This window comes from Sphingomonas koreensis (assembly GCF_002797435.1).
Lineage (GTDB): Bacteria > Pseudomonadota > Alphaproteobacteria > Sphingomonadales > Sphingomonadaceae > Sphingomonas > Sphingomonas koreensis.
Genome location: NZ_PGEN01000001.1, coordinates 499,920 through 525,013 on the forward strand (window position 1 = coordinate 499,920; position 25,094 = coordinate 525,013).

At 67.0% G+C, this 25,094-nt stretch carries 19 protein-coding genes; 4 read left to right on the forward strand and 15 right to left on the reverse strand.

The genetic code is table 11. The features are described 5' to 3' along the window. Nucleotides 1-17 precede the first annotated feature (17 nt). From BDW16_RS02505 to BDW16_RS02545, 9 genes are read right to left on the reverse strand one after another with little or no spacing between them, the layout of a single operon-like run. On the reverse strand, nt 18-1,928 hold the full coding sequence (locus BDW16_RS02505) for a sulfatase-like hydrolase/transferase (protein ID WP_066577275.1): 1,911 nt from the start codon (nt 1,926-1,928) through the stop codon (nt 18-20). Then, the gene (locus tag BDW16_RS02510) at nt 1,925-3,634 is read right to left on the reverse strand and encodes a sulfatase family protein (RefSeq protein ID WP_066577276.1); all 1,710 of its coding nucleotides are present in this window, start codon (nt 3,632-3,634) and stop codon (nt 1,925-1,927) included. Before BDW16_RS02510 ends, BDW16_RS02505 begins: the two co-directional genes overlap by 4 nt. Before the next feature lie 46 nt (nt 3,635-3,680). After that, on the reverse strand, nt 3,681-5,114 hold the full coding sequence (locus tag BDW16_RS02515; protein WP_083954272.1) for a sulfatase family protein: 1,434 nt from the start codon (nt 5,112-5,114) through the stop codon (nt 3,681-3,683). 32 nt (nt 5,115-5,146) lie between these two features. Then, nucleotides 5,147-6,745 (reverse strand): sulfatase, encoded by a 1,599-nt coding sequence (locus tag BDW16_RS02520; protein WP_100362692.1) that lies wholly within the window; start codon nt 6,743-6,745, stop codon nt 5,147-5,149. Between the two features lie 24 nt (nt 6,746-6,769). Continuing rightward, on the reverse strand, nt 6,770-7,408 hold the full coding sequence (gene maiA, locus BDW16_RS02525) for a maleylacetoacetate isomerase (protein ID WP_241230524.1): 639 nt from the start codon (nt 7,406-7,408) through the stop codon (nt 6,770-6,772). After that, complete coding sequence (locus BDW16_RS02530) at nt 7,405-8,109, reverse strand: fumarylacetoacetate hydrolase family protein (protein ID WP_164519411.1); 705 nt, start codon at nt 8,107-8,109, stop codon at nt 7,405-7,407. Before BDW16_RS02530 ends, maiA begins: the two co-directional genes overlap by 4 nt. Continuing rightward, on the reverse strand, nt 8,100-9,152 hold the full coding sequence (gtdA, locus tag BDW16_RS02535; protein ID WP_066577280.1) for a gentisate 1,2-dioxygenase: 1,053 nt from the start codon (nt 9,150-9,152) through the stop codon (nt 8,100-8,102). The genes BDW16_RS02530 and gtdA overlap by 10 nt, the downstream gene beginning before the upstream one ends. Continuing rightward, nucleotides 9,146-10,837, reverse strand: coding sequence for a glycoside hydrolase family 3 protein (locus BDW16_RS02540; protein WP_066577282.1), 1,692 nt, complete (start codon nt 10,835-10,837; stop codon nt 9,146-9,148). The genes gtdA and BDW16_RS02540 overlap by 7 nt, the downstream gene beginning before the upstream one ends. Continuing rightward, nucleotides 10,834-12,168 (reverse strand): spinster family MFS transporter, encoded by a 1,335-nt coding sequence (locus BDW16_RS02545; protein WP_066577284.1) that lies wholly within the window; start codon nt 12,166-12,168, stop codon nt 10,834-10,836. The genes BDW16_RS02540 and BDW16_RS02545 overlap by 4 nt, the downstream gene beginning before the upstream one ends. Before the next feature lie 235 nt (nt 12,169-12,403). On the opposite strand from BDW16_RS02545, the gene BDW16_RS02550 reads away from it, so the two are divergent. Continuing rightward, nucleotides 12,404-13,450 carry a substrate-binding domain-containing protein gene (locus tag BDW16_RS02550; protein WP_066577287.1) on the forward strand — a complete coding sequence of 349 codons (1,047 nt, stop codon included), beginning with the start codon at nt 12,404-12,406 and terminating at the stop codon, nt 13,448-13,450. 47 nt (nt 13,451-13,497) lie between these two features. After that, nucleotides 13,498-13,950 carry a MarR family winged helix-turn-helix transcriptional regulator gene (locus BDW16_RS02555; RefSeq protein WP_066577290.1) on the forward strand — a complete coding sequence of 151 codons (453 nt, stop codon included), beginning with the start codon at nt 13,498-13,500 and terminating at the stop codon, nt 13,948-13,950. Here the strand turns inward: BDW16_RS02555 and BDW16_RS02560 are convergent. The 6 genes from BDW16_RS02560 to BDW16_RS02585 form a co-directional block, all read right to left on the reverse strand. Beyond that, nucleotides 13,947-16,034 carry an acetate--CoA ligase family protein gene (locus BDW16_RS02560; RefSeq protein ID WP_066577292.1) on the reverse strand — a complete coding sequence of 696 codons (2,088 nt, stop codon included), beginning with the start codon at nt 16,032-16,034 and terminating at the stop codon, nt 13,947-13,949. The two genes, BDW16_RS02555 and BDW16_RS02560, sit on opposite strands and share 4 nt — an antisense overlap. Before the next feature lie 46 nt (nt 16,035-16,080). Then, complete coding sequence (locus BDW16_RS02565; protein WP_066577296.1) at nt 16,081-16,917, reverse strand: p-hydroxycinnamoyl CoA hydratase/lyase; 837 nt, start codon at nt 16,915-16,917, stop codon at nt 16,081-16,083. A gap of 43 nt (nt 16,918-16,960) precedes the next feature. Further along, nucleotides 16,961-18,397 (reverse strand): aldehyde dehydrogenase, encoded by a 1,437-nt coding sequence (locus BDW16_RS02570; protein WP_066577299.1) that lies wholly within the window; start codon nt 18,395-18,397, stop codon nt 16,961-16,963. A 114-nt stretch (nt 18,398-18,511) separates the two neighbouring features. Then, nucleotides 18,512-19,846 (reverse strand): MFS transporter, encoded by a 1,335-nt coding sequence (locus BDW16_RS02575; protein WP_066577302.1) that lies wholly within the window; start codon nt 19,844-19,846, stop codon nt 18,512-18,514. Nucleotides 19,847-19,888: 42 nt separating this feature from the next. Next, complete coding sequence (locus BDW16_RS02580; protein ID WP_066577314.1) at nt 19,889-20,317, reverse strand: Saro_0803 family transcriptional regulator; 429 nt, start codon at nt 20,315-20,317, stop codon at nt 19,889-19,891. After that, nucleotides 20,317-21,339: an aromatic ring-hydroxylating oxygenase subunit alpha gene (locus BDW16_RS02585; RefSeq protein WP_066577316.1), complete on the reverse strand. Its 1,023-nt coding sequence runs from the start codon at nt 21,337-21,339 to the stop codon at nt 20,317-20,319. The genes BDW16_RS02580 and BDW16_RS02585 overlap by 1 nt, the downstream gene beginning before the upstream one ends. An 81-nt stretch (nt 21,340-21,420) precedes the next feature. Here BDW16_RS02585 and BDW16_RS02590 point away from each other — a divergent pair, with 81 nt between their 5' ends. Together BDW16_RS02590 and BDW16_RS02595 are read left to right on the forward strand one after the other, a co-directional pair. After that, nucleotides 21,421-22,527, forward strand: coding sequence for a 5-methyltetrahydropteroyltriglutamate--homocysteine S-methyltransferase (locus BDW16_RS02590; protein WP_066577318.1), 1,107 nt, complete (start codon nt 21,421-21,423; stop codon nt 22,525-22,527). Between the two features lie 154 nt (nt 22,528-22,681). Beyond that, nucleotides 22,682-25,084 carry a TonB-dependent receptor gene (locus BDW16_RS02595; RefSeq protein WP_083954273.1) on the forward strand — a complete coding sequence of 801 codons (2,403 nt, stop codon included), beginning with the start codon at nt 22,682-22,684 and terminating at the stop codon, nt 25,082-25,084. Nucleotides 25,085-25,094: the final 10 nt, after the last annotated feature.

Here is a 25,094-nt window from a genome sequence, read left to right on the forward strand (position 1 = left end):
TGGCATTTCCTCTCCGCTCAATTCCGTCCCGGCGCCGCGCCGCCCGGGCCGCCCAGACGCTGCCGCATCCGCTCCAGTTCGAAGATCGGCGTAGCGGGCGTGTAGCTGCCGGTCAGCACCGCCTCCAGATACCGGCCCGCCGAACGGACATAGTCCTGGTCCTGCTCGATCCGCGCCGCACGGCGAACCGTGTCGAGCACCGCCTTCGCCGCCTCGCCGGTGAAGGTCAGCGCGTTGATCGCCTGGAGTTGGACCTGCCACGACGGCGGCGCGTCGATGATCCCGGCGAGCAGGCGCACGCCCTCTTCGTCACCCAGCCGCGCGGCCGCCTCCGCAGCGACGATGCGGACATGCGGCGAGGGATCGCTGCGCATGATCGTCTGCAACGCCGCCAATTCGCTTCGCGCCGCCTCGCCCCGGATCAGCATCCCCGTCGCCGCCCAGTAGCGCAGCACCGGCACCGGACTGGCGAGATGCGCGCGCAGCATAGTTAGGCGCGCCGCTCCGCCACCGGCGGCCGCCTCCGCCAGCGCCATCACCGCCTTCAGCGGATAGACGGCGGGATTGCGGCTCTCGACATAGCCCTCGCCGGCCATCCCCTCGGGCAGGAAGCCGTTGTCGTGGATCGCGAGCATGTGAGCATCGAGCGCGCTGCGCATCGACTTGAGGATACGCGCCGCGGCGGGATCGCCGGCGCGGTTCGCGATCTGGTGCGGGTCGCTGCGCAAGTCGTAGAGTTCCTCGAACGGCTTTGTTTCGAAGAACCGCCGCTGCGCGGCGTTCAACCCGCCCGCGCGATACGCCGCTTCCCAGTCCTGATACCCGCTGGCCTGCCATTCATAGGCCTGATGCTGGCCCCAGGGCCGGTGCGGCATATAGTTGCGGATGTAGCGCCAGCGGCCATCGGTGACGGTACGCGAAAAGTCGATCCGCTCGTCCATCCGGTTGCGCATGCCGAACGCCAGGCGCTGCGGCGCGCCGACGCGCTTGCCGAGCAGCGGACGGCCGCGCATCTGCGGCGGCTGCGCGGCGCCGGCGATCGACAGGACGGTGGGCGCAAGATCGATGAACGACACCGGGCTGTCGATCACGCTGCCGGGTTTCGCCGGCATCAGGTGCTGCCATTTGGGCGGCACATGGATGATCAGCTCGCAGCGCAGCCCCTCGTCATAGCAATAGCGTTTGGAGCGCGGCAGCACCCCGCCATTGTCCGAATAGTGGAAGACGATCGTGTCCTCGGCCAGCCCGTCCGCCTCGAGATCGGCGAGGCGTTGTGCCAGCTGGCCATCCATTTTCTCGATCAGGTTGTAGTAGCTGGCGAAGTCCTGCCGGATTCCCGGCGTGTCGGGCAGATAGGGCGGCAGCGTCACCCTGTCCGGCGTCACCCGGCCGGACGTCGGCTTGAACAGCTGCGATTCGTGCGTGGTCTCGTAGTTGAACACCGCCATGAACGGCTTGCCCGCCGGCCGCTTGCGCCAATGGCCCTGCGGCCCCTGCACGTCCCAGATCGCCTTGGGATCGACGTCGCAATTATAGTCGGTCTTGCTGGCATTGGTGCAGAAATAGCCCGCGGCCCGCATCAGCTCGGGATAGGTGCGGAAACCTTCGGGCAGTCTGGCGTTGGCGCGCATCTGGTTCGCGGGCGCGCAGCTCTCGGGATAGATGCCGGTCAGGATCGCGAAGCGCGACGGCGCGCAGACCGGCGCGTTGGAATAGACGTTGCGATAGACCACGCCCTTGCGCGCCAGCGCGTCGATCGCCGGCGTATGCGCGAGCCGGTCGCCATAGGCGCCGATCAGCGGGTTGTTGTCCTCGCTGACCAGCCACAGGATGTTCGGCCGATCGCCCGGCGCGGCGGCGGCGCGCGTGGCAAGGGTCGCGGCGGCGGCGAGGCCGATCACCCCGCGGCGGTTGATCCCCCGGCTCATTTCTCGTCCAGCCGCTCTTGGCCCAGCCGCGCCACCGGCATGAACGGGCGGCCTTCCGCCTTCGCCTTCTGCTTGGCCGGGCTGTCGGGGAGGATGTCGTCGAGCCGGTCGGCGCGATTGGGCTCGACCAGCCATTCGTCGGGGAATGGCGCGGCGCCGGGACCGGTCCGGCTCCTGCGCACGCTGCCGATCGCAAGCCGCTGGCCATAGGGGATGGTATGCCGCCCCTCGCGATCGGCGAGTTGCGCGAACAGCGCCTTGCGCAGCTCGATCTTGCGCTCGAGATAGGCCGGGTCGTTGATCAGGTTGTTGCGCTCGTCCGGATCGCGGGCAAGGTCGTAGAGCTCGTCGGTGTCGTAGACGCCGTAATATTGGATATACTTCATGTCGCCGCGCTGGATCGCGAACGTCCCCGGCGTCATCGGGAAGCTCCATTCCCAATAATATTCGTAGACGAAGTCCTGCGGCGTCCAGTCCTTCGCGGCGAGCTTGCCGGTGATCAGCGGAAGCGCGCTCTTGCCCTCGAAATTGGCGGGACGCTGGACGCCCGCGAGGTCGAGGAAGGTCGGCGCATAGTCGAGGTTGCGGATCCGGCCCGGATTGGTCGCGCCCGCGGGCACGCTGCCCGGCTGCCATACCAGCAACGGCACCCGCACCGATCCCTGATAGGCGTTGCGCTTGTCGATCAGCCCGTGATCGCCGATCAGGAAGCCGTTGTCGGACGTGAACACGACCATCGTGTCACGGTCGAGCTTGTTCTTCCTGAGATAGTCGAAGATGCGCCCCAGGCTGTCGTCCACCGCCGACAGGGTGGCGTAGTAATAGCGCAGATACTCCGTCATCTTCATGTCGGAGTTGTAGAAGAAATCGATCCCGTGCCAGGTGTTGCGCTGGTTATGGACCCACATCGGCTTGCCGCGGCGGTTCTCGGGCGTGTCCGCGGCGGTGTCGGGGATCGCGAACGTCACCTTGTCATACTGGCCGCGATGGCGCGGCGCGGGCAGCGGGTCCGAATGCACCGCCTTGTGGCTGAGATAGAGGAAGAAGGGCTTGGACTGGTCGCGCTCCTTGTCCAGCCAGTTCATCGCATAATCGGTGAGCTCGTCCGTGATATAGCCCGCCTGCGGAACCGGCTTGCCATCGACGTTGAGCATGTTGCGCTTGCCCGCCGCAGCGGCTGCCGCCGGGATGCCGGTGGTCGGGAAATAGGCGCCCTGCCCGCGAAAGCTCACCCACTTGTCGAAGCCGGGGCGCGGATTGTCGTCGTCATTCCCCATATGCCATTTGCCGATGAACGACGTCTGGTAGCCGGCCTTTTGCAGCAGCGCGGGGAAGAAGGTCAGTCCCGCCTCCGACGAATGGTTGTTGTCGACGATGCGGTGATTGCGCGCGGTCTCGCCGGTCAGGATCGTCGCCCGGCTGGGCGAGCACAGCGCGGAGGTGACCACGGTGTTCGGGAAATAGGTGCCCTCGCGCGCCATGCGGTCGATATTGGGCGTCCGCAGCTGGGGCTGGAGGAAGCCCAGGCCGTCGTAGCGCAGGTCGTCGACGATCACGAAGATCACGTTCTTCGGCTTGGCTGCGACGGGCACTGCGTCCTTGGCAGGGGCCTTGGCCGGTGCGGACGCCTCCCGCGCGGGGAGCGGCGCAGCGACGCTCGCGAGACCAAGGGCGGCGCATAACAGGCTGACGCGGATACGGGACATTACAGCTCTCCAGTTCGTCCGGCCGTGCGATCTTGAACCTGCACGGTCAGGAATCCTCACCCATGGCGCCGGTGGATGGCGCACATCCCGCCTCGATCGCGGGAAGCTTGGGATCGCGCGACGGCCGGTTGACGCACATCGGGAAGCGCTCCTTGCTGAACGGGACGTCCGGCGTCTCGCGCAGGATCTTCTCGAACGCGGCGCGGCGGGCGCGGTCCGCCCCCGTCATGCGCTCCGCAGGAATCTCGGTCTCAACGCCGCGCGCCGGGTCCAGCGCGACGAAACGCCCGTCGGCATAGAGCTTGTGCGCGGCGTCGAACACGAAGCGCGCCGGGCGCGCCACCCAATGCGGGTCGTAGTGCATGAAGATCGAGTCGCGGACGCCCGGCGCCTTGCCGGTGATCACCGTCGCCTGGCTGACGCCGTCGCTGCTGCCGGGCTTCAGCTTCACCCCGGCGAATTCGGCGAAGGTCGGGACGAAGTCGAGAAAGTCGAACAGGGCGGATGTGACGCCGCCCGCGGCCACGCGGCCCGGCGCGCGGACGATCAGCGGCACATGCGTTCCCGTCAGCGTGGGCAGCCCCTTGCCGCCGCGCACATCGGTACCGTTGCGCGTGCTCGTGATCTTGCGATTGGTGCCGTTGTCGGCGGTGAACACGACGATCGTATTCTCGTCGAGTCCCAGCTCCTTGAGCCTGGCAAGCAACGCCCCGACCTGTGCGTCCATATAGGTCATCATGCCGGCGAACCGGTCCTTGTCGCCCTTGCTCGCCATCGACGCCGGCGTCGGAACGAAGGGATCGTGCACCAGCGCCATCGGATAGTAGAGAAAGAAGCGCCGGTCCTTGTGCCGCTCGATGAAATCGAGCGCGAATGCCTGGTCGCGATCGGGGCCGAAGCCTTCCTCGTCGATCCGCGTCTTGCCGTTGATCACGCGGGTCGGCCCCCAATAGCGCGATCCCTTGGCGTCGAGCGCCTTGAGTTGCCACAGCGCGCTTTCCTCGAACCCGGCCTGCTCGGGGCTAATGCCTTTGCGCCCGTCGAACCCGTTGCCCGAAAGCTGCCACTTGCCGACGATCCCCGTCGCATAGCCCGCATCCTTCAGCATATTGCCGAAGGTCCGCTGGCCGGGCGCCAGATAGGCGAACGCCTCGTAATTCCGGTGGTTCTCGATTCCGGTCATCAGCCGGGTGCGCGATGGCGAGCAAAGCGGCGTCGCATGCGCATTGTCGAAGCGCAGCCCCTCGCGCGCCATCCGATCCAGACTGGGGGTGAAATACTCGCCGCCATAAGCGTTGACCGTCTCGACGCCCATGTCGTCGGCCAGGATCAGGATGATGTTGGGCCGCTTGTCGCTGCGCGGCGCCTGCTGCGTGCCGGGGGCGTCGCTCTGCGCCTGCACCGCCGGCGCCGCGAGGGCGGCCGCGACGGCGGCAAAAAGCGCGGCCTTGATCTTCATGCGTCGTTGCTTCGCAGCCATCGGTCAATCCTTCGCGGCGTCGTTCCGGGAAATCAGGGGTCCAGTGCCTCGCACCGCTGCAGCCCGGCCATGCCGTCGCCGCCCGATGCGGGCGCCTTGCCTGGCGCGGGCGCCGGCTGGCGCGGGAAGTAGGTGCAGTCGCGCACCGCATCGTAGGCGACCGGCTTCGACCGCGCCTCGACCGGCCCCTGCGGCAGCATCGCGCGCAGCTTGGCCACGGTCGCGGCGTGGCGCGGATCGTCCGCCAGATTGTCGAACTCGCCGGGATCGCGCGAATGGTCGTAGAGCTCGCGGCCGAGCTTGCCGCCCTCCCATTCGGTATAGCGCCACCGTTCGGTGCGGACGCTGCGCCCGCCGCGCACCTGCGACAGCGCGGGCTTGGCCCATTGCCGGTCGTCGGGGCGGGCGAGCAGCGGCGTGAGGCTCTTGCCCTCGTTGCGCGCATAGCCTGGCAGTCCCGCGAGCTCGACCAATGTCGGATAGATGTCGAGCAGCTCCACCGTGCGCGGCGATCGCTTGCCCGCCGCCTTGCCGCGGCCCGGCACCCGGACGATCAGCGGCACGCGCGCCGAAGGTTCCCAAAGGATGTTCTTCATCCACTGGCCATGCTCGCCGAGCATGAAGCCGTGATCGCTGGTGAAGACCACGATCGTGTCCTCGGCGAGCCCCAGTTCGTCGAGCGCGTCGAGCACGCGCCCGACCTGCGCGTCCATGAAGCTCGTCGCCGCATAGTAGGACCGGATCATCTCGCGCTGCTGATCGGGCGTCATCGCGAAATTGTCGGGGGTCCACGCCTTGCTCGCCGGGAGCACCCGCGCCAGCATCGCCGGATCCTGCTTCTCGATCCGGATCGTGTCGAGCGGGTACAGGTCGAAATAGCGCTTAGGCGCCACCTCGGGCACGTGGGGGCGATAGAAGCCGACCCCGATGAAGAAGGGCCTGTCGCGGTTCGCCTTGATCATCGCGATCGCTTCGCTCGCGACCTTGCCGTCGGTCTGCTCGCCATCCTCGCCCTCGTCGGCGAGATAGGCCATCGCCGAACCATAGGGGATGCCCGGCGTCAGATTGGCCAGCCGGCCGTTCTCGGCATCGCGGTCGCGCCCGCGCGGATCGACCACCTTGTCCCAGGATTGGGTGTCGTCCGGCCCCGCCTCGCCGATCCCCGCAGGGACGCCCTGGTGAAAGATCTTGCCGACGCGGCCGGAGAAATAGCCGTTGGACCGGAAATATTGCGGCAGCGTCTGGATGTCGGGCAGCGCGGCGCGAAACGGCGTGTTCAGGTCCTTGACCCGCGTGGTGTCCGGCCGGGTCCCGGTCAGCATCGACGCGCGGCTCGGCGCACACCACGGGAATTGCGAATAGGCGCGGTCGAAGCTGACGCCCTGCCGGGCGAGCCGGTCGATATGGGGCGTGCGCACCGGCGCGCCGTAACTGCCCAGCCGCGGCGCAAGATCGTCGGCCATGATCAGCAGGACGTTGAGCCGGCGCTCGGCGCGCACGGGCTTGCGCGGCTGCTGTTGCTTCACCGTCGTCGCGCCTTCGCGCGCATCGAGGGCGGTGAGAGGTGCGGACATCAAACCGGCGATCGCCGCCAACGCCGTCGTGCGGAACAGGGTTCGAACTCGGGACATCAACCTCTCCCTCTCGCTACATCGTCACTCGGCATCCGCCTGCCGCTCGGGCGCGGCATCGGAAAAGGCGGGAAGCGCCAGGCAGGCCGCTTCGATCGCCAGCAGCCGGGGCCAGCGCAGATCGGCACCGAAGCGGCGCGCATTGACCAGCTGGGGCACCAGGCAGATGTCGGCGAGCGTCACGGCGTCGCCAAAGCAGAAGGCCCCCGCATGTTCGGCGATCAGCCGGTCCCAGGCATCCAGCCCGTCCTCGATCGTCGCCCGCGCCCAGCCATTGACCGCATCCTCGTCCAACCCAAGGCCGCGCAGCCGGTCGAGGACCTTCAGGTTCTGGACCGGATGGATGTCGCACGCGATCGCCTGCGCGAAGGCCCGGACATGGGCCCGCGCCACCGGATCGGCGGGCAGAAGCGCAGGGTCGGGCGCGATCTCGTCGAGATACTCGCAGATCGCGAGCGACTGGGTGAGCACCGCGCCGTCGCCAAGCTCGAGCGCCGGCACCAGCCCCTGCGGGTTGACCGCCAGATACCCGGGCGCCCGCTGCTCGCCCTTGCGCAGGTGATGGGACACGGGTTCATAGCCCATCCCCTTCAGATTGAGCGCGATCCGCACCCGGTAGGATGCGGTGGAGCGGAAATATCCGTGCAGGCGCATCGCGCTCATGCCGCGGCGGCCGGGCCGATCAGGATCTCGCACGGCGTCAGGCCGTCGATCGTCACGACGATCCGGTCGCCTTCGACCACCGCGCCGACTCCCGCTGGCGTGCCGGTATAGATGAGGTCGCCCGGCTCCAGCCGGTAGAAGCGCGAGACATAGGCGATCACCTCGTCGACCGGCCAGATCAGATCGGCCAGGTCCGCGTCCTGCTTCACCGTGCCGTTGACCGTCAGGCGGATCGCGCCACCCGTCAGCGGCCCGGTTTCGGCGATCGGGTGGATCAGCCCGAGCGGCGAGGATTGCTCGACATTCTTGCCGGTATCCCATGGCCGCCCCTGCTCGCGCGCGACGAGCTGGAGGTCGCGGCGGGTCATGTCGAGCCCGGTCGCGAAGCCATAGATGTGCGCCGCCGCATCGGCCGCCGGAATGTTGCGCCCGCCCCTGCCGATCGCGACCACCAGCTCGGCCTCATAGTGGAAGTTGGCGGTCTCGGGCGGATAGGCGATCGTCGTCCCGCCGGGCACTACGGTCTCCGCCCATTTGGTGAAGAAGAAGGGCGGCTCACGGTCGGGATCGCGGCCCATCTCGCGTGCATGTGCGGCATAGTTGCGGCCGATGCAGAACAGCCGGCGCACCGGGAAACGGTTGCCGTCGCTGGTCGCGGCATAGACCGGCGGCTGGGGCTGAAACAGGTCGCTCACGCGCATTCCTCTCTGAACAGATTGAGCTTCTGCTGCGCAGCCTTGTCCGAATAGCCGAACAGGACCAGCGGCGTTTCCGCGCGCAGCGTCAGCATGTGCCACGACGGCACCACGAAGATGTCCCGCGGCGACAGCGGCACGCGCTGCTCGCCGATCACTGCCTCGCCGCTGCCCTCGACCACGACGAACACCGTCCCGTCGGTCGAGCGGCGGGGCTTGGTTGCAAAGCCGGCGGGGATCAGCCGGACATGCGCGGCGATCGTCGGCATCACCGGGCCGCCATCGGCTGGGTTCACGAACTCCAGCGCATGGCCAAGATGCGGGTCGATCGCCGCGCCCGCCGCCATCTGGTCGAGCGAAGCGCGCCAATCCTGATAGCGATAGTGGAACATGGGCTGATGCGCCGGACGGCGGTCGGCCGCGCTGCCGCGAAACGGGCGCAGGTTGCGCCCATATTGGGCGAGCGTGCTGCCCGGCGCGGCGGTTTCCGGATGAACTTCGGTCTCCAGCCGCTCGGCGAAGCCCGCGTCGAAATGCTGCACCGTCGGGATGTCCAGCCCGTCGAGCCAGATCATCGGCTGCGCGCTGGGGTTGCCGTGATCGTGCCACTGGCCGCCCGGCGTCAGGACAAGGTCGAAGGGCTGCATCACCGCCTTCTCGCCATCGACACTGGTATAGGCGCCCTCGCCCTCCATCACGAAGCGCAGCGCGCATTGCGTGTGCCGGTGGCACGGCGCGACCTCGCCCGGCAGGATCAGCTGGAGCCCGGCATAGAGGCTGGGGGTGATCGACGACTGGCCGGCGAGGCCCGGATTCTCGAGGATCAGCACGCGCCGCTCCGCCTGCGCGGCGCTGATCAGGTCGCCCGCGCGCATCAGATAGTCGCGCGCACTGGCATAGGACCAGGCATGCGGCCGGGCGGGCGAATTGGGCTGCGGCGGCACCAGCGCGCTCAACACCTCCCAGAGCGGGGTCAGCCCCTCGGGCGCCATCGCGTCATAGAGCGCCTGCAGCTGTGCCTGCTGATCGTTGGGCAGCGGCGTCACCATTTGAGCTGCTCCAGCCCACAGAACGGGTCGACCGGGCTGACGCCGGAGAATGGCTCGCGCCCCAGCAGCCGGGGGACCAGCGCGCGCTGCACGCTCTCCAGCCCGCAATAGGCATTGATATAGGTCGCCATGTCGGGGGCATCGAACAGATAGAAGGGCTGGCCGAGCGAGATCATCAGCGTCGGGATCTCGGGCCCGAAGCGATGCATCGCCTTGCGCGTCCCGCCGTGCAGCTTGCCCCAGTCGAGGAAGATGCTGCCGATCGTCGGGGTCGCCTCCTGTCCCGCCAGATAGACGATCAGATCGGCATCCGCGCGCGTCGGACGATTGTCGGGATCGAAGTCGCTGACCTCGAAGCCCTCGGCGCGCAACGCGTCCTTGAACGCGTCGAGGTCGCGCGGCTGCGCGCCGATAAAGAAGCTCCAGCCCGCATCCGCAATCACCACGACGCGGCGGTGGCGCACCGGATCGATCGGCAGCAGGCCCTGCGTGTCCTTGACCAGCGTGATCCCCTGCCCCGCCGCCTGCTCGGCGACGGTGCGGTTCGCGGGAACGCTCAGCCGTTCGCGGACGGTCTCGACCGGGGGCAGCCGCTCGTCGGCGCTCATCCGATGCAGCCCGAGCTTCGCCTTGAAGGTGAGGATCTTTTCGACCGCAGCCTCCAGCCGTGCCTCGGACAGGCGGCCCTCGCGAAGCCCCTTCATCATCAGGCCGACATCCTCGGCGGGCGAGCGGCTGAACAGGAACATGTCGCAGCCATTCTCGATCACCGCGGGCACCCGCTCCTCGCGGTCTGCCCAGCTGGTGAGGCCGCCCATGCCGGTCGCGTCGGACACGATCAGCCCCTTGAAGCCCAGCCGATCGCGCAGCAGCTCCCGATTGAGCAGGTGCGAGACCGATGCCGGACGGAACGCCTCGCGCCCCGCATCGGGCAGCAGCGAGCGGACGAAGGCGGGAAGCGCGATATGCGCCGACATCACGGTCATCACCCCATCGGCGATCACCTGACGGTAGAGCTTGCCGAAGCTGGCTTCCCAGGCGTCCATGTTGAGCGGATTGACCGTGGTGACGAGATGCTGGTCGCGATCGTCATATCCCTCGCCCGGCCAGTGCTTCGCCGTCGCCGCGACGCCGCGCGCCTGCAGCGCCTGGATATAGGCGCGCGCCTGATCGCCGATCCGGGCGATGTCCGAACCGTAGGAGCGCGTTCCGACCGCCGGGTTGCGCCATGCGGCGTTGATGTCGATCACCGGGGTGAAAGACCAGTTATAGCCCAGCGCCGCACTTTCCTCCGCCACGACGCGGGCAAGCTCCGCGGTCAGGTCGAGATCGTCGCAGGCGGCGATCCCCAGCTGGTTGGGGATCGCGGTCGAGAAGCGGTAAGAGATCGTGCCGCCCTCGATATCGCCGCTGATCACCACCGGCGTTTCGGCGCTGTCGATCGCGGCGCGCGTCGCCGCCCAAGCCTTGCCAAGGTCATGCCCCGGAAAGCGATGGATGCCGCCGGGTTTCAGCGCTGCGAGACCGGCGATTTCCTCCAGCGTGTCCTGCTCGGCGGCGAAGATGAACAGCTGCCCGATCTTGTCCTCGACGCTGAGCGTGGCGAGCTGCCGGTCGACCCAGGCGCGGTCCTCGACGCTGAGGGCGAGCGGGTCGGACGTCGGGTTTGCGGGTTCAAGGGTCACTGGGGCTCCTGGGCGGTCTGGATGTCGGAATAGCCGCGCATGCCGATCAGCAATGCGAGCACGGCAAGCGGCGAGGCGATGGCGCAGGTGATCGCCAGCGCGTCGGGCAGGCGCTGCGGATCGCCGAACCAGAAGTCGGTGATCAGCGCGACCGCGGTCGGGCCGAGCGCGGCGCCGATCAGGTTGATTGTCAGCATGTACAGCGCCGACAGCAACGCGCGCATTCGGTTGGGCGTCAGTTCCTGCAACGCGGCGAGCCCGCCGCCGAAATTGAACCCGGCGAAGAAGTTCATGATGCCGATCAGGATCAGCGCCAGCCCCGCGCTCGGCATCAGCGGAAAGCCGATCGTCACGGGGATCAGGACCAGGAATCCGATCAATGCGGTCTGGAGGTTCGCCCGCTCATAGCCGCGGCCGCGCAGCCAGCTCGCGAAGAAACCGCCTGCCAGCGCGCCGCTGGTGCCGCAGAAGAACACGATCAGGCCATAGGACGCACCGATCTCAGCGGTGCTCCAGCCAAATTTTCGCTCGAGGAATGCGGGGATCCACGCGCCGGTGCCGTTGCCGACGAAGATCATCAGCGCAAAACCGAGCGCAATGCCGAGATAGGCCCGCTTGCGCCCTCCCAGATGCGACAGGAAGTGCGAAATCGGCACCTTCGCCCCCTCCCCCGCCACCCCCTGCCGCACGGGCTCGCGCACCGTCAGCAGCAACAGCGAAAGCAGCAGTCCGGGGACGCCGAGCGCCAGGAACACGATGTGCCAGCCCTTGAGCGCACCGACCAGCGGCAGCACCACTTCTTCGCCGGGCGGCACCACCGTCGAGATGAGCCCACCGATCAGCAGCGCACAAGCGCCGCCCAGATAGATGCCCATCTGATAGACGCCCATCGCGGCGGGCAGCTTGTTCTTCGGGAAATAGTCGGCGAGCAGCGAATAGGCCGAGGGGCTCAATCCGCCCTCGCCCGCGCCGACGCCGACCCGCGCGGCGAACAGCAGCGGGAAGGAACGCGCGAGACCGCAGAGCGCGGTCATCCCGCTCCACAGAAACACCGAAAAGGCGATGATGTTGCGCCGGTTAGACCGGTCTGCGAGCCGCGCCACCGGAATCCCGACCGCGACATAGAAGATCGTGAAGCTCAGCCCGTAGAGCAGACTCATCGCGGTGTCGGAAACCTGAAGGTCGTTCTTGATCGGCTGGACAAGCAACGCCAGCGCCTGCCGGTCGACGAACGCCAGCGTATTGGCGAGCATCAGGATGATCGCGGCATACCATGCGCTTGCAGCGGACGGCCATCCGGTGGCCCCTGCCCGGTCCGGAGCACCGGCCATCACCACGCCCCTGCAAATGCGGGGGAACATGCGGCCTTCCGGCAACGGCGAATATGGATATTCTCCATCAAAGCCCTCTCCTGAACTGCGCCCGGACTCTATGGCCCCGATTCTTGTTTAGCGCTAAATCTTGCCTTTGCCGGTAACTCTGCGAAAAGGACCGCCATGTCAACCCAGAGGCTAGATCATTGATTTGGATGGAGTGGAAAGTGAACCGGCGTAAAGGGCTGCGCCCATGAGCCAGCGTTCGCGCCGGTCGAGCTCGGCGGTCACGATCAACGAGGTCGCCGCCCGGGCCGGCGTCTCGGCAATGACCGTCTCCAACGTGCTGCTCGGCCGCAAGAAGGTTTTGGAGAGCACGCGCGACGCGGTCTACCAGGCGGTCGAGGAACTCGGCTACACCCCCAATGCCGCCGCCCGTGCGCTGGCGAGCGCGTCCCAGCTGCGCCTCGGGCTTATCTATCGCAACCCGCAGAGCGCCTTTCTAAGCGCGGTTCTGGTCGGCGCGCTCATCGCATCCGCACGGCTCGGCGCCCAATTGCTGATCCGCAGCTGCGATGCGGAGAATGAGGAAGCCACGGCAGCGACACTGAACGGCCTTGTCCGCAGCGGCGCAAACGCGCTGCTTCTGCCTCCGCCCTTCTGCGAGATCGTCGATCGCTCGCCCGAACTGCTGGCAGCAGGCGTGCCGATGATGGCGCTCTCGTCGGGGCGGGAGCTCACGCATATGCCCGGCGTTCGCGTTGATGACTATGAAGCGGCGCGCGCGATGACCCTGCGTCTGATCGCGCTGGGCCATCGGCGCATCGCGCTGATCGAAGGCCCCATTCAGCATTATGCGAGCGCGACGCGCCTCGCCGGCTATCGATCCGCGCTGGCCGCTTCGGGGATCGAGGAAGACGAGTCGCTGATCGCCAAGGGCGATTTCACCTATGATTCGGGCCTGGTCGCAGCTCAGCGCCTGCTCGACCTGCCGCAGCGTCCGACCGCGATCTTCGGGTTCAACGATGATATCGCGGCAGCCGTGGTCTCCGAGGCGCATCGCCGCGGCATCGTCATTCCCGACGAACTGTCCGTCGTGGGGTTCGACGACACGCCGATCGCCGTGAAGATCTGGCCACCACTCACCACGGTCCGCCAGCCCATCGTGGAAATATCCGACCTTGCCACGCAGCGCCTGGTGGAGGCCCTACGGCAGCCCAAGGAGGGCGGGACGACGACTACGGTGCACATCCCGTTCTCGATCATCGAGCGGGAATCGACCGGCCCGGTGAAACCTTAGCCAGGTGAATTGACGAAACACCGGAGAACGTGTCTCTCATTGCCCTGATGTCTGGGAATCAGAATGAGATCGGGGCGCTTGCTCCGCTGGTCGGCTACCACCTCCGTCGCGCCTCCGGCGCCTTCGCGGCGGATTTCGCCGCAGCGGTGGAAGGGACGGGAATGCGCCAGGTGCTGATCGGCATCCTTGCGATCGTGTCCAACGACAAGGGGATCAATCAGGGCGCGGTCGGCCGCATGCTGGGAATCAAGCGCGCCAACATGGTCTCGCTGATCAACGAGCTGGTCGATGCCGGGCTGCTGGAGCGCGAGGTCGATCCGACCGACCGGCGCGCCTTCCTGCTCAACCTCAGCTCTGCCGGGCGGGCGACGCTGGCCGAATGCCTGGCTCGGATCGAGGCGCATGAGAAGAAGATGCTCGCAGGGTTCACCGATGCGGAACGCGCGACCTTGCTCGACCTGCTGGGCCGGATCGAGCGGCGCGGCGGCGCGGCCTCCTAGTCGGCAAGGATCAACGCATCGAGGGCAACCACACCCTCGCCCCGCGGATAGACGACCACCGGGTTGAGGTCGATCTCGCGAATGGATGGCGTACCCGCCAGGACCCGGCCGAGGTCGCTGATCAGCCGGGCGACCGCATCGACATCGAGCGCAGGCGAACCGCGATAGCCGTCGAGCAACGCGCCCTGCTTGAGCTTGCGCAGCTCGGCGACAATTGCCGCGTGCGTCAGATCGGCGGGGAGCAGGCGGACGTCGTGGAGCAGCTCGGCCGTGACTCCGCCGAACCCGGCAAGGATGACAGGACCCCAATCCGGATCGTTGCGCGCGCCGATGATCAGCTCCACGCCGCGTCTGCCCATCGCCTCGACTTGCGCACCTTCGACTATGATTCCCGCATCATAGGCCGCGATATTGCCGTGGAGCCTTACCCACGCCGCATCGAGTGCGGCGTCATCGGCGATGTTGAGGATCACGCCCCCCGCGTCGCTCTTGTGGCTCAGCGCAGCCGCCTGCGCCTTGATCGCGACCGGATAGCCGGTGCGTGCGGCGACCGCCCTCGCCTCTTCCGCGTTCTTCGCAAAGCCGCCAGCGGGGAAGGGAATGCCGGCGGGGGCAAGCAGCTGCTTGGCGCGATATTCAGGGATCACGCCCGACGGCAGATCGACTGTCACCGACGCTGCACCAGCGCGTTCGAAGTCGCGCTCGGCGAAACGTCCCAGATGCCGCAGCGCGCGAAAAGCACGATCGGGCGAGGGGAAATAGGTGACCCCGATCGTCCGCAACGCGTCGATATATTCGGCGGGCACCGGCGCACCCTCGTCGAGCCCGGCGAAGATCACCGGCTTTTCGGGCTGCAATGCCTTCACTGCATCGATGATCGCGGGAAATTTGCGCGCCGAGGTGGCTTCGTCGGTCTGGATGATTCCGAACACCAGCGCCGAGAAATTGCCGTCCGCGAGCAGCGGGATCATCGTGCGGCGATACAGGTCGGGATCGACCAGCGCCTGTGCGGTCAGATCCATCGGATTCGAGACGGGGATGAAATCGGGGATCGCGGTTCGCATCGCAGCCGCAGTCTCCCCGGCCATCGCGGGAAGGTCGAGACCGATCCGCTCGGCCAGATCGAGGGTGAGCGCCTTGAACGCACCCGATTCGGTCAGCACGGCGGTACCGCCCTTGCGCACGGGCTTGCCCCGCACCGCGAGCTCGAGCACGTCGCCGAGCGCCTCCAGGCTGTCGACGAGGACGACGCCGGCGCGCTCGACCTTCGCCTTCATCAACTGCCAGTCGCCGGCCATCGCGCCGGTATGCGTCGCCGCGGACTCGCGCGCGGCGTTCGACGTGCCGGGGTGGAGCAGCACGATATGCTTGCCGGCGGCACGCGCTCTTTCGGCCAGCGCCAGGAAGCGGGCAGGCTTGCGGAACTGCTCGACGATCATGCCGATCGCGAGCGTTGCCGGATCGCCGATCAGATGCTCGACATAGTCCTCGACGCCGCTCGCGGCCTCGTTGCCGGTAGAGACCGAGAGGGTGATGCCCAGTCCCTTGCCCATCAGCATGGTGCCCAGCACCACCGCCATTGCCCCCGACTGGCTGACAATGCCGGCCGCAGGCTTGTCCTTGAGGTCGAGCACCGGCGCCTCGACGAAGGTCAGCGGCACGCCCGCAGCATAGTTGACCAGCCCCAGACAGTTCGGCCCCTCGACCACCATGCCATGTTCGGCGGCAATCCGTGCGACCTCGGCCTGCGCCGCCAATCCTTCTTCGCCGCCCTCCGCGAACCCCGCCGCGAAGATGATCGCCGCGCCCACGCCGCGTTCGGCGAGCGCCTGTACCGCCGGCAGCACCGCCGGTCCGGGAACCGCCAGAACGGCCGCGTCGATGCCGTGCGGCAGTTCGTCGATCGTCTTCAGGCAAGGCCGCCCGCCGATCTGGTCGCGCTTCGGGTTGATCAGGTGGATCTCGCCCGCATAGCCATGCCGCTCAAGGTTGCGCAGCACTGAATTGCCGAGCGCGCCCGGTGTGGACGAGGCACCGACGATGACGACCGAGCGCGGAGTGAGGAGTCGGGAAAGGTCGGGCATTGTTCATCCTTAAATCCTCCCCGGTACGGGGAGGATCTCTAGTGGATCACGCTTTCACGCGGTCCTTGTCGTATGCGCCGAGGCCCGGCTTGTAGCTCTTCTCGTCGATGAACTGGCGAATGCCTTCCTTGCGGCCGTCATCATCATAGCTGTTGGCGGCCTCCTGCGCCCGGATCAGGTAATCCTCGGCCTCGTCATAGGGCAGGATCGAAACGCGGCGGACCGCGTCCTTGGTGGCCTTGAGCGCCACGGGGTTCTTGCGGAGCAGGACGTTGGCGACCTCGGTCACGCGGTCCCTGAGCCGTGCCAGCGGCAGCGCTTCGTTGACCAGGCCCCATTCGGCGGCAGTCTTGCCGTCGATATTCTCGCCCATCATCGCGTGGTACATCGCCTTGCGGAACGGCATCAGCTCGACCGCCACCTTGGTCGCGCCGCCGCCCGGGAGGATGCCCCAGTTGATCTCGCTGAGGCCGAACTGCGCTTCGTCGGCCGCAAAGGCGAGATCGCAGGCGAACAGCGGACCATAGGCTCCGCCGAAGCACCAGCCATTGACCATCGCGATCGTCGGCTTCTGGTACCAGCGCAGCCGGCGCCACCAGCCATAGGCCTCGCGCTGCGCCTGCCGCGTCGCGCCCAGCCCCTGCGCCTCGGTCTCGCGGAAATATTCCTTGAGATCCATGCCGGCGCAAAAGGCCTCGCCTTCACCCGTCAGCACCAGCACGCCGACATCCTCGCGATATTCCAGCGCGTCGAGCACCTCCATCATTTCGCGGTTGAGCGTGGGGCTCTGGGCATTGCGCTTGTCCGGCCGGTTGTACTTCACCCAGGCGATGCCGTTCGCGACATCATAGGCGACAACGCCATTGGTGCTCAGCTGTGTCATTCTGCTTCCTTCGTTTCCCGCCCTCGCAGGCGGCGATCCCATGTCAAATCGGATAGTGGCCGGGTTCGGTCTCGATCGTGATCCAGCGCAGCTCGGTGAAGGCGTCGATCCCGGCCTTGCCGCCGAATCGGCCATAGCCGGACGCCTTGACCCCGCCGAACGGCATCTGCGCCTCGTCATGCACGGTCGGGCCGTTGACGTGGCAAATGCCCGACTTGATCTGTCTGGCGACCCTGAGCCCGCGCGCGGTATCGCGGGTGAAGACCGAGGCCGAGAGGCCGTACTCGGTGTCGTTGGCCAGCAGAATCGCATGGGCCTCGTCGCGCGCACGGATCACGCCGACCACCGGGCCGAAGCTCTCGTCGCGGAACAGCTTCATGTCCGGCGTCACATGATCGATGACATGCGCGGGCATCAGCACGCCGCCAGTACCTTCCAGCACGCCGCCGCCATTGACCTGCACGGCGCCAGCCGCCAGTGCGTCGCCGATCAGCGCCTTCACATGAGCGACGGTCTTCTGATCGACCACCGCCCCCAGCGGGGTCTTGCCCTCGCGCGGATCGCCGACGGGCATGGTTCCTACCTTGGCGGCGAACTTCTCGACGAATGCGTCCGCCACGGCATCCACCACGATGATCCGCTCGGTCGACATGCAGATCTGGCCCTGGTTCATGAACGCGCCGAACGCGGCGGCCTTGACCGCCTCGTCCAGATCGGCGTCTTCCAGCACCAGCATCGGCGCCTTGCCGCCCAGTTCGAGCAGCACGGGCTTCAGATGCTCCGCCGCGCGCTTGGCGATGATCCGGCCCACCGCGGTCGATCCGGTGAAGTTGATACGGCGGATATGCGGGTTGTCGATCAGCGCGCCGACGATCTCGGGCGCATCCTCGGGCGCGTTGGTCACGATGCTGACCGCGCCCTTGGGCAGCGCCTCGTCAAATGCCTCGGCGATCAGCGAGTGGGTGCGCGGGCATTGTTCGCTGGCCTTGAGCACCACGGTGTTGCCGCAAGCGAGCGGCGCTGCGACCGCGCGCACGCCCAGGATGATCGGCGCGTTCCACGGCGCGATGCCCAGCATCACGCCCACCGGCTCGCGGATTGCCATCGCGATGCAGCCGGGCTTGTCCGAAGGGATCACCTCGCCGCCGATCTGGGTGGTCAGCGCCGCCGCCTCGCGCACCATGCTTACCGCCAGCATCAGGTTGAAGCGCGCCCAGCCCTCGGTCGCGCCGATCTCGCCGTTCATCGCCTCGACGAAATCCTCGGCCTTGGCCGCCAGTGCCTCCGCCGCCTTGTTGAGCGCGGCGCGGCGGGCGTTGGGGCCGAGCGTGGACCAGGCGGGAAAGGCGGCGGCGGCGGCCTCGACCGCCTCGTTCGCCTGATCGACGGTGAATGCCTGCGCCTCGGTCGCAACCTCACCGGTCACAGGGTTCAACCGGGCGAAGGTCTTGCCGGGTGCCGGCGGTGCAATCGTGGCCATAGCGCCTCTCCTGAATATTGCTATATGCTATAGCATTATCGGTGCATTGCAATGGCTATTTGGAATTTGCGCGGCGAAGCGATGGGAATGACAGGCACGGAACGTCGCGACAGGTTAAGCGCTGCGGTTCGTTAGGCTCGAAGCTTCGCCCGGTGCGGACCAGCCGCGCATCGCGAACAGGGCAATCGCGCCGATGATCGAGCCCAGCCCCATCAGGATCGCGACCGTCTGCAGCCCATGGCCCGCCGCAAACAGGAAGCCGGCCAGCGCCGGCGCCAGCGCCGATCCGCCGCGGCCGACGCCGATCACGAAGCCGGTGGCGGTCGCGCGCACGCTGGTCGGGAAGGACTGGGCGATCAGCGCGTAGAGGCCGACCACCCCCGCATTGGTCGCAAAGCCCGCGAGCGCGGCGACGGTCGAGAGCGCCGCAAGGCCGGTCTGCGCACGGCCGAACACGATGACCAGCGCGGTCGATAGCAACATAGCGACGATGGTGAGCGCAAGCAGCCGGATCCTGCCTGTAAGCAGCCCCAGAACCAATGACCCGGTCGCCCCGCCGATGCTCGCCCATACCAGCACGCCCGCGGCCTCGGGCGGCGGGAAGCCCATGTCGACCACGATCTTCGGGATCCATTTGAGGATGAAGTAGAAGGTCATGATGTGCGCGAGATAGGCGATCGTGAGCAGCACCGTTGCGCGCATCAGCCCCGGCGAGAAGAGATCGATCAGCGGCACCTTGCGCGCGCCCGTTTGCGGTTCGGGCAGCGCATCGACCGGCGGATGCCCCATTCGCGCGAGCGTCGCGTTGATCCGCGCAAGCGCGTCGGGCGGGCGCTTGTGCATCAGGAAGGCAACCGACTCGGGCGCCCGCCACAACACCAGCGGGATGAACAGCACCGAGCAGGCTGCGCCGAACACGAACACCGCCCGCCAGTCGTACATTGACAGGAGCACCGCCGAGATCGACCCGCCGACGATCGTGCCGACCGGATAGCCGGCCGCCATCAGCACCACCGCAAGCGACCGGTGCCTGGCATTCGCCGCCTCCGCCACCGCGGCGTTGGTCGCTGCGAGCATTCCGCCGATGCCGAGGCCTGTGAGCACTCGCCATGCCGACAGTACCTCGATGCCGTTCGCGCTCGCCGCGCCGAGCATCCCGATCGTCATCAGGCAGAGACATGACAGGATCGTCGCGCGCCGCCCGATCCGGTCCGCCAGACCGCCCAGGAACAGCGATCCGATCGCCATTCCCACCAGTTCCATCGACAGCACGATGCCCAGCGCCGCGCGGTCGATTCCCCAATCCCTGGCGATGCCGGGCGAAGCGAAGCTGATCGACAGCACGTCGAACCCGTCGAGCGCGTTCAGCCCGATCATCGTCGCGACCACGCCCCATTGGAAGCGCGACATGGGTTCACGGTCGATCAATGTGCGCGGATCGGTGGCCATATCCCCTCCAGGGTTGTCGATTTTGTTATATCACTAAACAATTCATCGATAGATGCGCGCGAGCATTTCCTCAAGCGCCGTCAACTCCGCCTCGCTGAACCGGCTCTTGAGCCAGGTCTCATGCGCAGCGATCGCGCTCTTCGCTTGGACCAGCAACGCCTCGCCCGCGCCGGTCAGCCGAAAGGCAATGCGCCGCCTGTCGGTGGCCGAAGGACCGCGCGAAACCAGCCCGCGCTTCTCGAGGCCATGGACCAGCGCCATCGTCGTCGCGCGATCCATGTCGAGCGCGACAGCAAGGTCGGTCTGCGCGAGATCGGGGTGATCGCCGGTCAGCCACAGCACCGACACCTGCTTTTGCGTCAGGCCGAGCTCGGCGAAATGTTCACCGAAATGCCGCTGCACCGCGCCATGCGCGCGCCGCAGCCTCAGTCCCAGATTCCGGTCGAGTTCGCCCCGGCTGATTTTCGCCATCAGGCCGCCTCGGCCTCGGCCAGCCGCTTGATGATCGCTCGCGCGCGCACGCTGCCCTGGTCGATCGAATAGCCGCGCAGCTTCATGTCGGGGTTCGCCGCGATGCTGCGCTGCTGCGCCTCCAGCACTTCCACGTCCTCGTCGAACACCTGCCCCTGCTGCGCCTTGAAGCGCGCCGTGAAGCCGGCGTCATCGATGTCGAAATTGCGCGCCATGCCCCAGAAATAATGAGTCGTGGTTTCGGTCTCGGGGGTCATGGCATCGACGACGAAGCCACGCACCCCCGAATCGTGCCGCTCGATCGTGTCGCCCGCCGCGACCGGCGATACGCCGACGTCGATCAGCACCGATGAAGGCGGCAGGAAATGGCACACCTGCCAGCGATCGACGGGGCCGTCCGATCGCAACGCGTCGCGCCAGAAGGGCGGCGGCTCGATCCCCGGCATCCAGCGCCGCACATAGACTTGTTCGCCCTCGACCACCGTCTCGATCGGCGCCTCGGTGATCTCATGCTGCCCGATCGATCCCTGATGCACCCAGGTCTCGTGGGACAGGTCCATGAGATTGTCGATCACCAGCCGATAATCGCACGCGATGTGGTTGTACCCGCCATCGAAGGTCCAGCCGGGTGCGCTGCACGGCCAGAAATCGGGGATCAGTGCCGGGTCCGCCTTCTCCGCCTCGCCGATCCAGACCCATATGAAGCGATGCCTCTCCACAACCGGATACAGTGTCGCGCACACCGCCTTGGGCACTTTCTCCGACCTGACCGGCATTTCGGTCGCGCAGCCGTCCGGCCCGAGCAGCAGCCCGTGATAGCGGCAGCGCACCGAATCGCCTTCCTTGAACCCCATCGACAGCGGCAGCAGCCGGTGCGGGCAGGCATCGCGCATCGCCACCACGCTGCGGTCGAGCTTGCGATAGAGCATCACCGGATCGCCGCAGATCGTGCGCGCAATCGGGGTGCGGTCCACCTCCGAATCCCAGGCGGCGACATACCAGCGGTTAGCGATCCAGGTCATTGCCCTCATCCTCATGCTGCACTATCGGTCTGTGCAGTATTTTGTATGTAATACTTACAATCTACGCAAGGAGATTCCCGGATGCCCACCCCGCCCTTCCGTGCCGACCATGTCGGCAGCTTTCTCCGTCCCAAGGCGCTGATCGACGCCCGCACCGCGTTCAAGGCGGGCGATATCGATGCCGCCGCGCTCCGCGCCGCCGAAGACGAGGCGATCCGCGGGGTGGTGAAATTCCAGGAGGATCTTGGCCTTCAGGGCATCACCGACGGCGAGTTCCGCCGCACCTATTTCCATACCGATTTCCTGCTCCAGCTCGACGGGGTCGAGGAAGCCGGCGGCACCCAGGTCAAGTTCCACCAGCATGGCGGCAAGGAGCTCGAATATGCCCCGCCCGTCATGAAGATCACCGGCAAGGTCGCCCACGCCCGCGATATCCAGCGCGCCGACTATGCATTCCTCGCCAGCTGCACGACGCGCACGCCGAAGGTGACGATCCCCTCGCCGACGATGCTGCACTTCCGCGGCGGCCGCGACGCGATCGACACCGCCGCCTATCCCGAGCTGGACGATTTCTACACCGATCTCGCCGCCGCCTATCGCGCGGAGATCGCCAGCCTCGCCGAGGCCGGCTGCCGCTACCTCCAGCTCGACGACACCAACCTCGCCTATCTCTGCGACGAGACCCAGCGCGAGAATGCGCGGAAGCGCGGCATGGACCCGGACGCGCTGCCGCGTCTCTATGCCCGCATCATCAACGATTCGATCCGCGACAAGCCCGCGGACATGACCGTCTGCGTCCACCTCTGCCGCGGCAATTTCCGCTCCTCCTGGGCGGCCGAGGGCGGCTACGAGCCCGTCGCCGAAGTGCTGTTCAACGAGCTCGCGGTGGACGGCTATTTCCTCGAATATGACGACCCCCGCTCGGGCGACTTCGCGCCGCTGCGCCATGTACCCAAGGGCAAGACCGTGGTGCTCGGTCTCGTCACCACCAAGCTTGGCGAGCTCGAATCCAAGGACGACGTCAAGCGCCGCATCGACGAGGCCGCGCAGTTCGCCCCCATCGACCAGCTCGCGCTCTCACCGCAATGCGGCTTCTCCTCGACCGTCCACGGCAACGACATCGCGGTTGAGCAGCAAGCGGAGAAGATGCGGCTGGTGATCGACGTCGCGCGTGAGGTTTGGGGCTAACCCTCCGGCGCTCCGGGGGAACCGATCACCGCGACGCCGGCGCCCGAGAAAAATAGTTCTATGCCATAACTGTTATTGACTAGAACTAATCCAGATGCGAACATCCGTCCAAAGCTGAAAACCCGTGAGGGTTTCGAACCTGGGGAGGATTTGCATGGCAGGGCAACTGGCATCGACTCGTGCGCGTCTGGCTTGCGGCGTCGCGGCGATCATCACACTGGCCGGCGGACTGGTTTCGGAACAGGCCCGAGCCCAGGCTGGCGCACCGGCTGCCACCGAACCGGCCGACGAAGACCCGAGGGAAATCCTGGTCACCGCGCGCCGCCGCGAGGAAAGCCTGCAGGACACGCCCGTCGCGATCTCGGCCTTCAGTGCCGAGATGCTCGAAGACCGGCAGATTCAGCAGACCCAGGATCTCGAACGGATCACCCCCAGCCTGCAGTTCAAGCCGGCGGGCCAGCTTTCGGGCAACAGCGCCTCGTCGGTGGTGTTCATCCGCGGCGTGGGCCAGGTCGATCCGACCGCCGCGGTCGATCCCGGCGTCGGCATCTATCTCGACGAGGTGTATCTCGGCCGCGCCGTCGGCGGCGCGATCGATTTCGGCGACATCGCCAGCGTCGAGGTGCTGCGCGGCCCGCAGGGCACCTTGTTCGGCCGCAACACGATCGGCGGCGCGATCCTCGTACGCACCAAGCAACCCGAGCTCGGCGAGTTCAGCGGACGCGCGCGCCTCCGCGCCGGCAGCGACGATTGGTACGAGGGGTTCGCCGCGCTCAACATTCCGATCGGTGAGACCGTCGCGGCGCGTGTCTCGGGCGGGTTCCGCAAGCGCGATGGCTATGTGATCCGCGCGTTCGACGGGCTCGATCTGGGCAATGAGAACCGCTATTCGCTTGCGGCGTCGCTCAAATGGGAGCCCTCGGCGGACTTCGATCTGCTGCTGCGCGCCGACTATAGCAAGCAGGACGAGCATGGCGCGCCGTTCGTCTTCGCCGGGATCAACGAGCAGGCGCCGGTCGCGGCGATCGTCAGCGTCGCGGCGGGCTGCCCCGGCGCGACGATTCCCTTCGCGCCGCTGACACCGGGCGACCCCCGTTTCGGCGCGCCCAACGTGCCGCTGATCAACGACGCGCGCTGCGCCAACGACTTCCAGGCGCGCGGCGATTTCGTCAACGGCGGCACGGCTGCGGTGATGAGCACCTCCCAAGTCTGGGGTCTCGCCGCGACGGGCAACATCCGACTGACCGATCAGGCGTCGATCAAGCTGATCACCGCCTGGCGCGAGACCGAATCACGCGGCATCCGCGATGCGGACAACACGCCGTTCCTGATGATCACCACGGATGTGGGATCGAAGTCGCAGCAGTTCAGCCAGGAGGTCCAGCTCCAGCTCGACTTCGGGAAGGTGAATGCCATCCTGGGCGGCTACTACTTCAACGAGGTCACCAACGAGCGCGCCACCGTGCCGCTGTCCTTCCCGCCCTCTCCGCCCGTGATCGCGTCGCTCCTCGCCGGCGGGCCGGCCACCCGCGATCTCCAGATCTCACGGCTCAAGACCGATTCGGTCGCGGCGTTCGGCGAGCTGAGCTGGGAGCCGATGCAGGGGCTCGAGCTTAGCGGCGGGCTCCGCTACACCTCGGATCGCAAGACCTATCAGGGGACGGTGTTCAACCTGTTCCCCGGCACGCAGCCCGACCCGGATCCGCTCCCGGTGCTTGCGACCTCGCAGGGCGGGCCACTGTTCATCTTCAACCGTCCGTTCAGCGAGAGCTTCTCCGCACTGACCGGATCGGCGAGCGTCCAATATCGCTGGAACGACGCGATCAGCACCTATGCCTCCTATGCCCGCAGCTTCAAATCGGGCGGATTCAATACCCGCTACAACGCGCCGGCCGCGGGGAACCTTCCGGTGCCGTTCGACGAGGAGAAGGTGACCAGCTACGAGATCGGCGCCAAGACCAATATCGGCCGGCTGCGCATCAATCTCGCCGCATTCCAGGCTGAGTATCAGGATATCCAGCTGATCTTCCGCCAGGGCGTCGTGCCGCTGCTGTTCAACGCGGGCGAGGCGCGCATCCGCGGCTTCGAGGCCGAGGCAAGCCTGCGCACCACCTGGGGGCTGACCCTCGACGCGGGGCTCAGCATCCTCGACGACAAGATCAAGAGCATCACCCCCGTGCCCGGCGCGACCGCGACCGTGGCGCCGGGCGACGACCTGCCCTTCACGCCCGACTATCAGGCCAATTTCGGCATCTCCTACGCGATCCCGCTGGGCGGCGAAGCGACGCTCACGCCCCGGATAGATGGCAGCTATACGTCCAGGATCACCTTCATCACCGGCAGCGTGCCGCTGATCGAAGAGGACGGCTATTTCGTCGGCAACGCCTCGCTGACGCTCAAGCTCGGCAAGGGGATCGAGGTGAGCGGCGGCGTGAACAACCTGTTCGACGAGCGCTATTTGATCCAGGGCAACGCCTCGCTGGCAACGCTGGGCTATGCCGAGCGCATCTTCGCACGGCCGCGCAGCTGGTACGTCCAGCTATCCGGCCAATTCTAGGCTGGCGGGC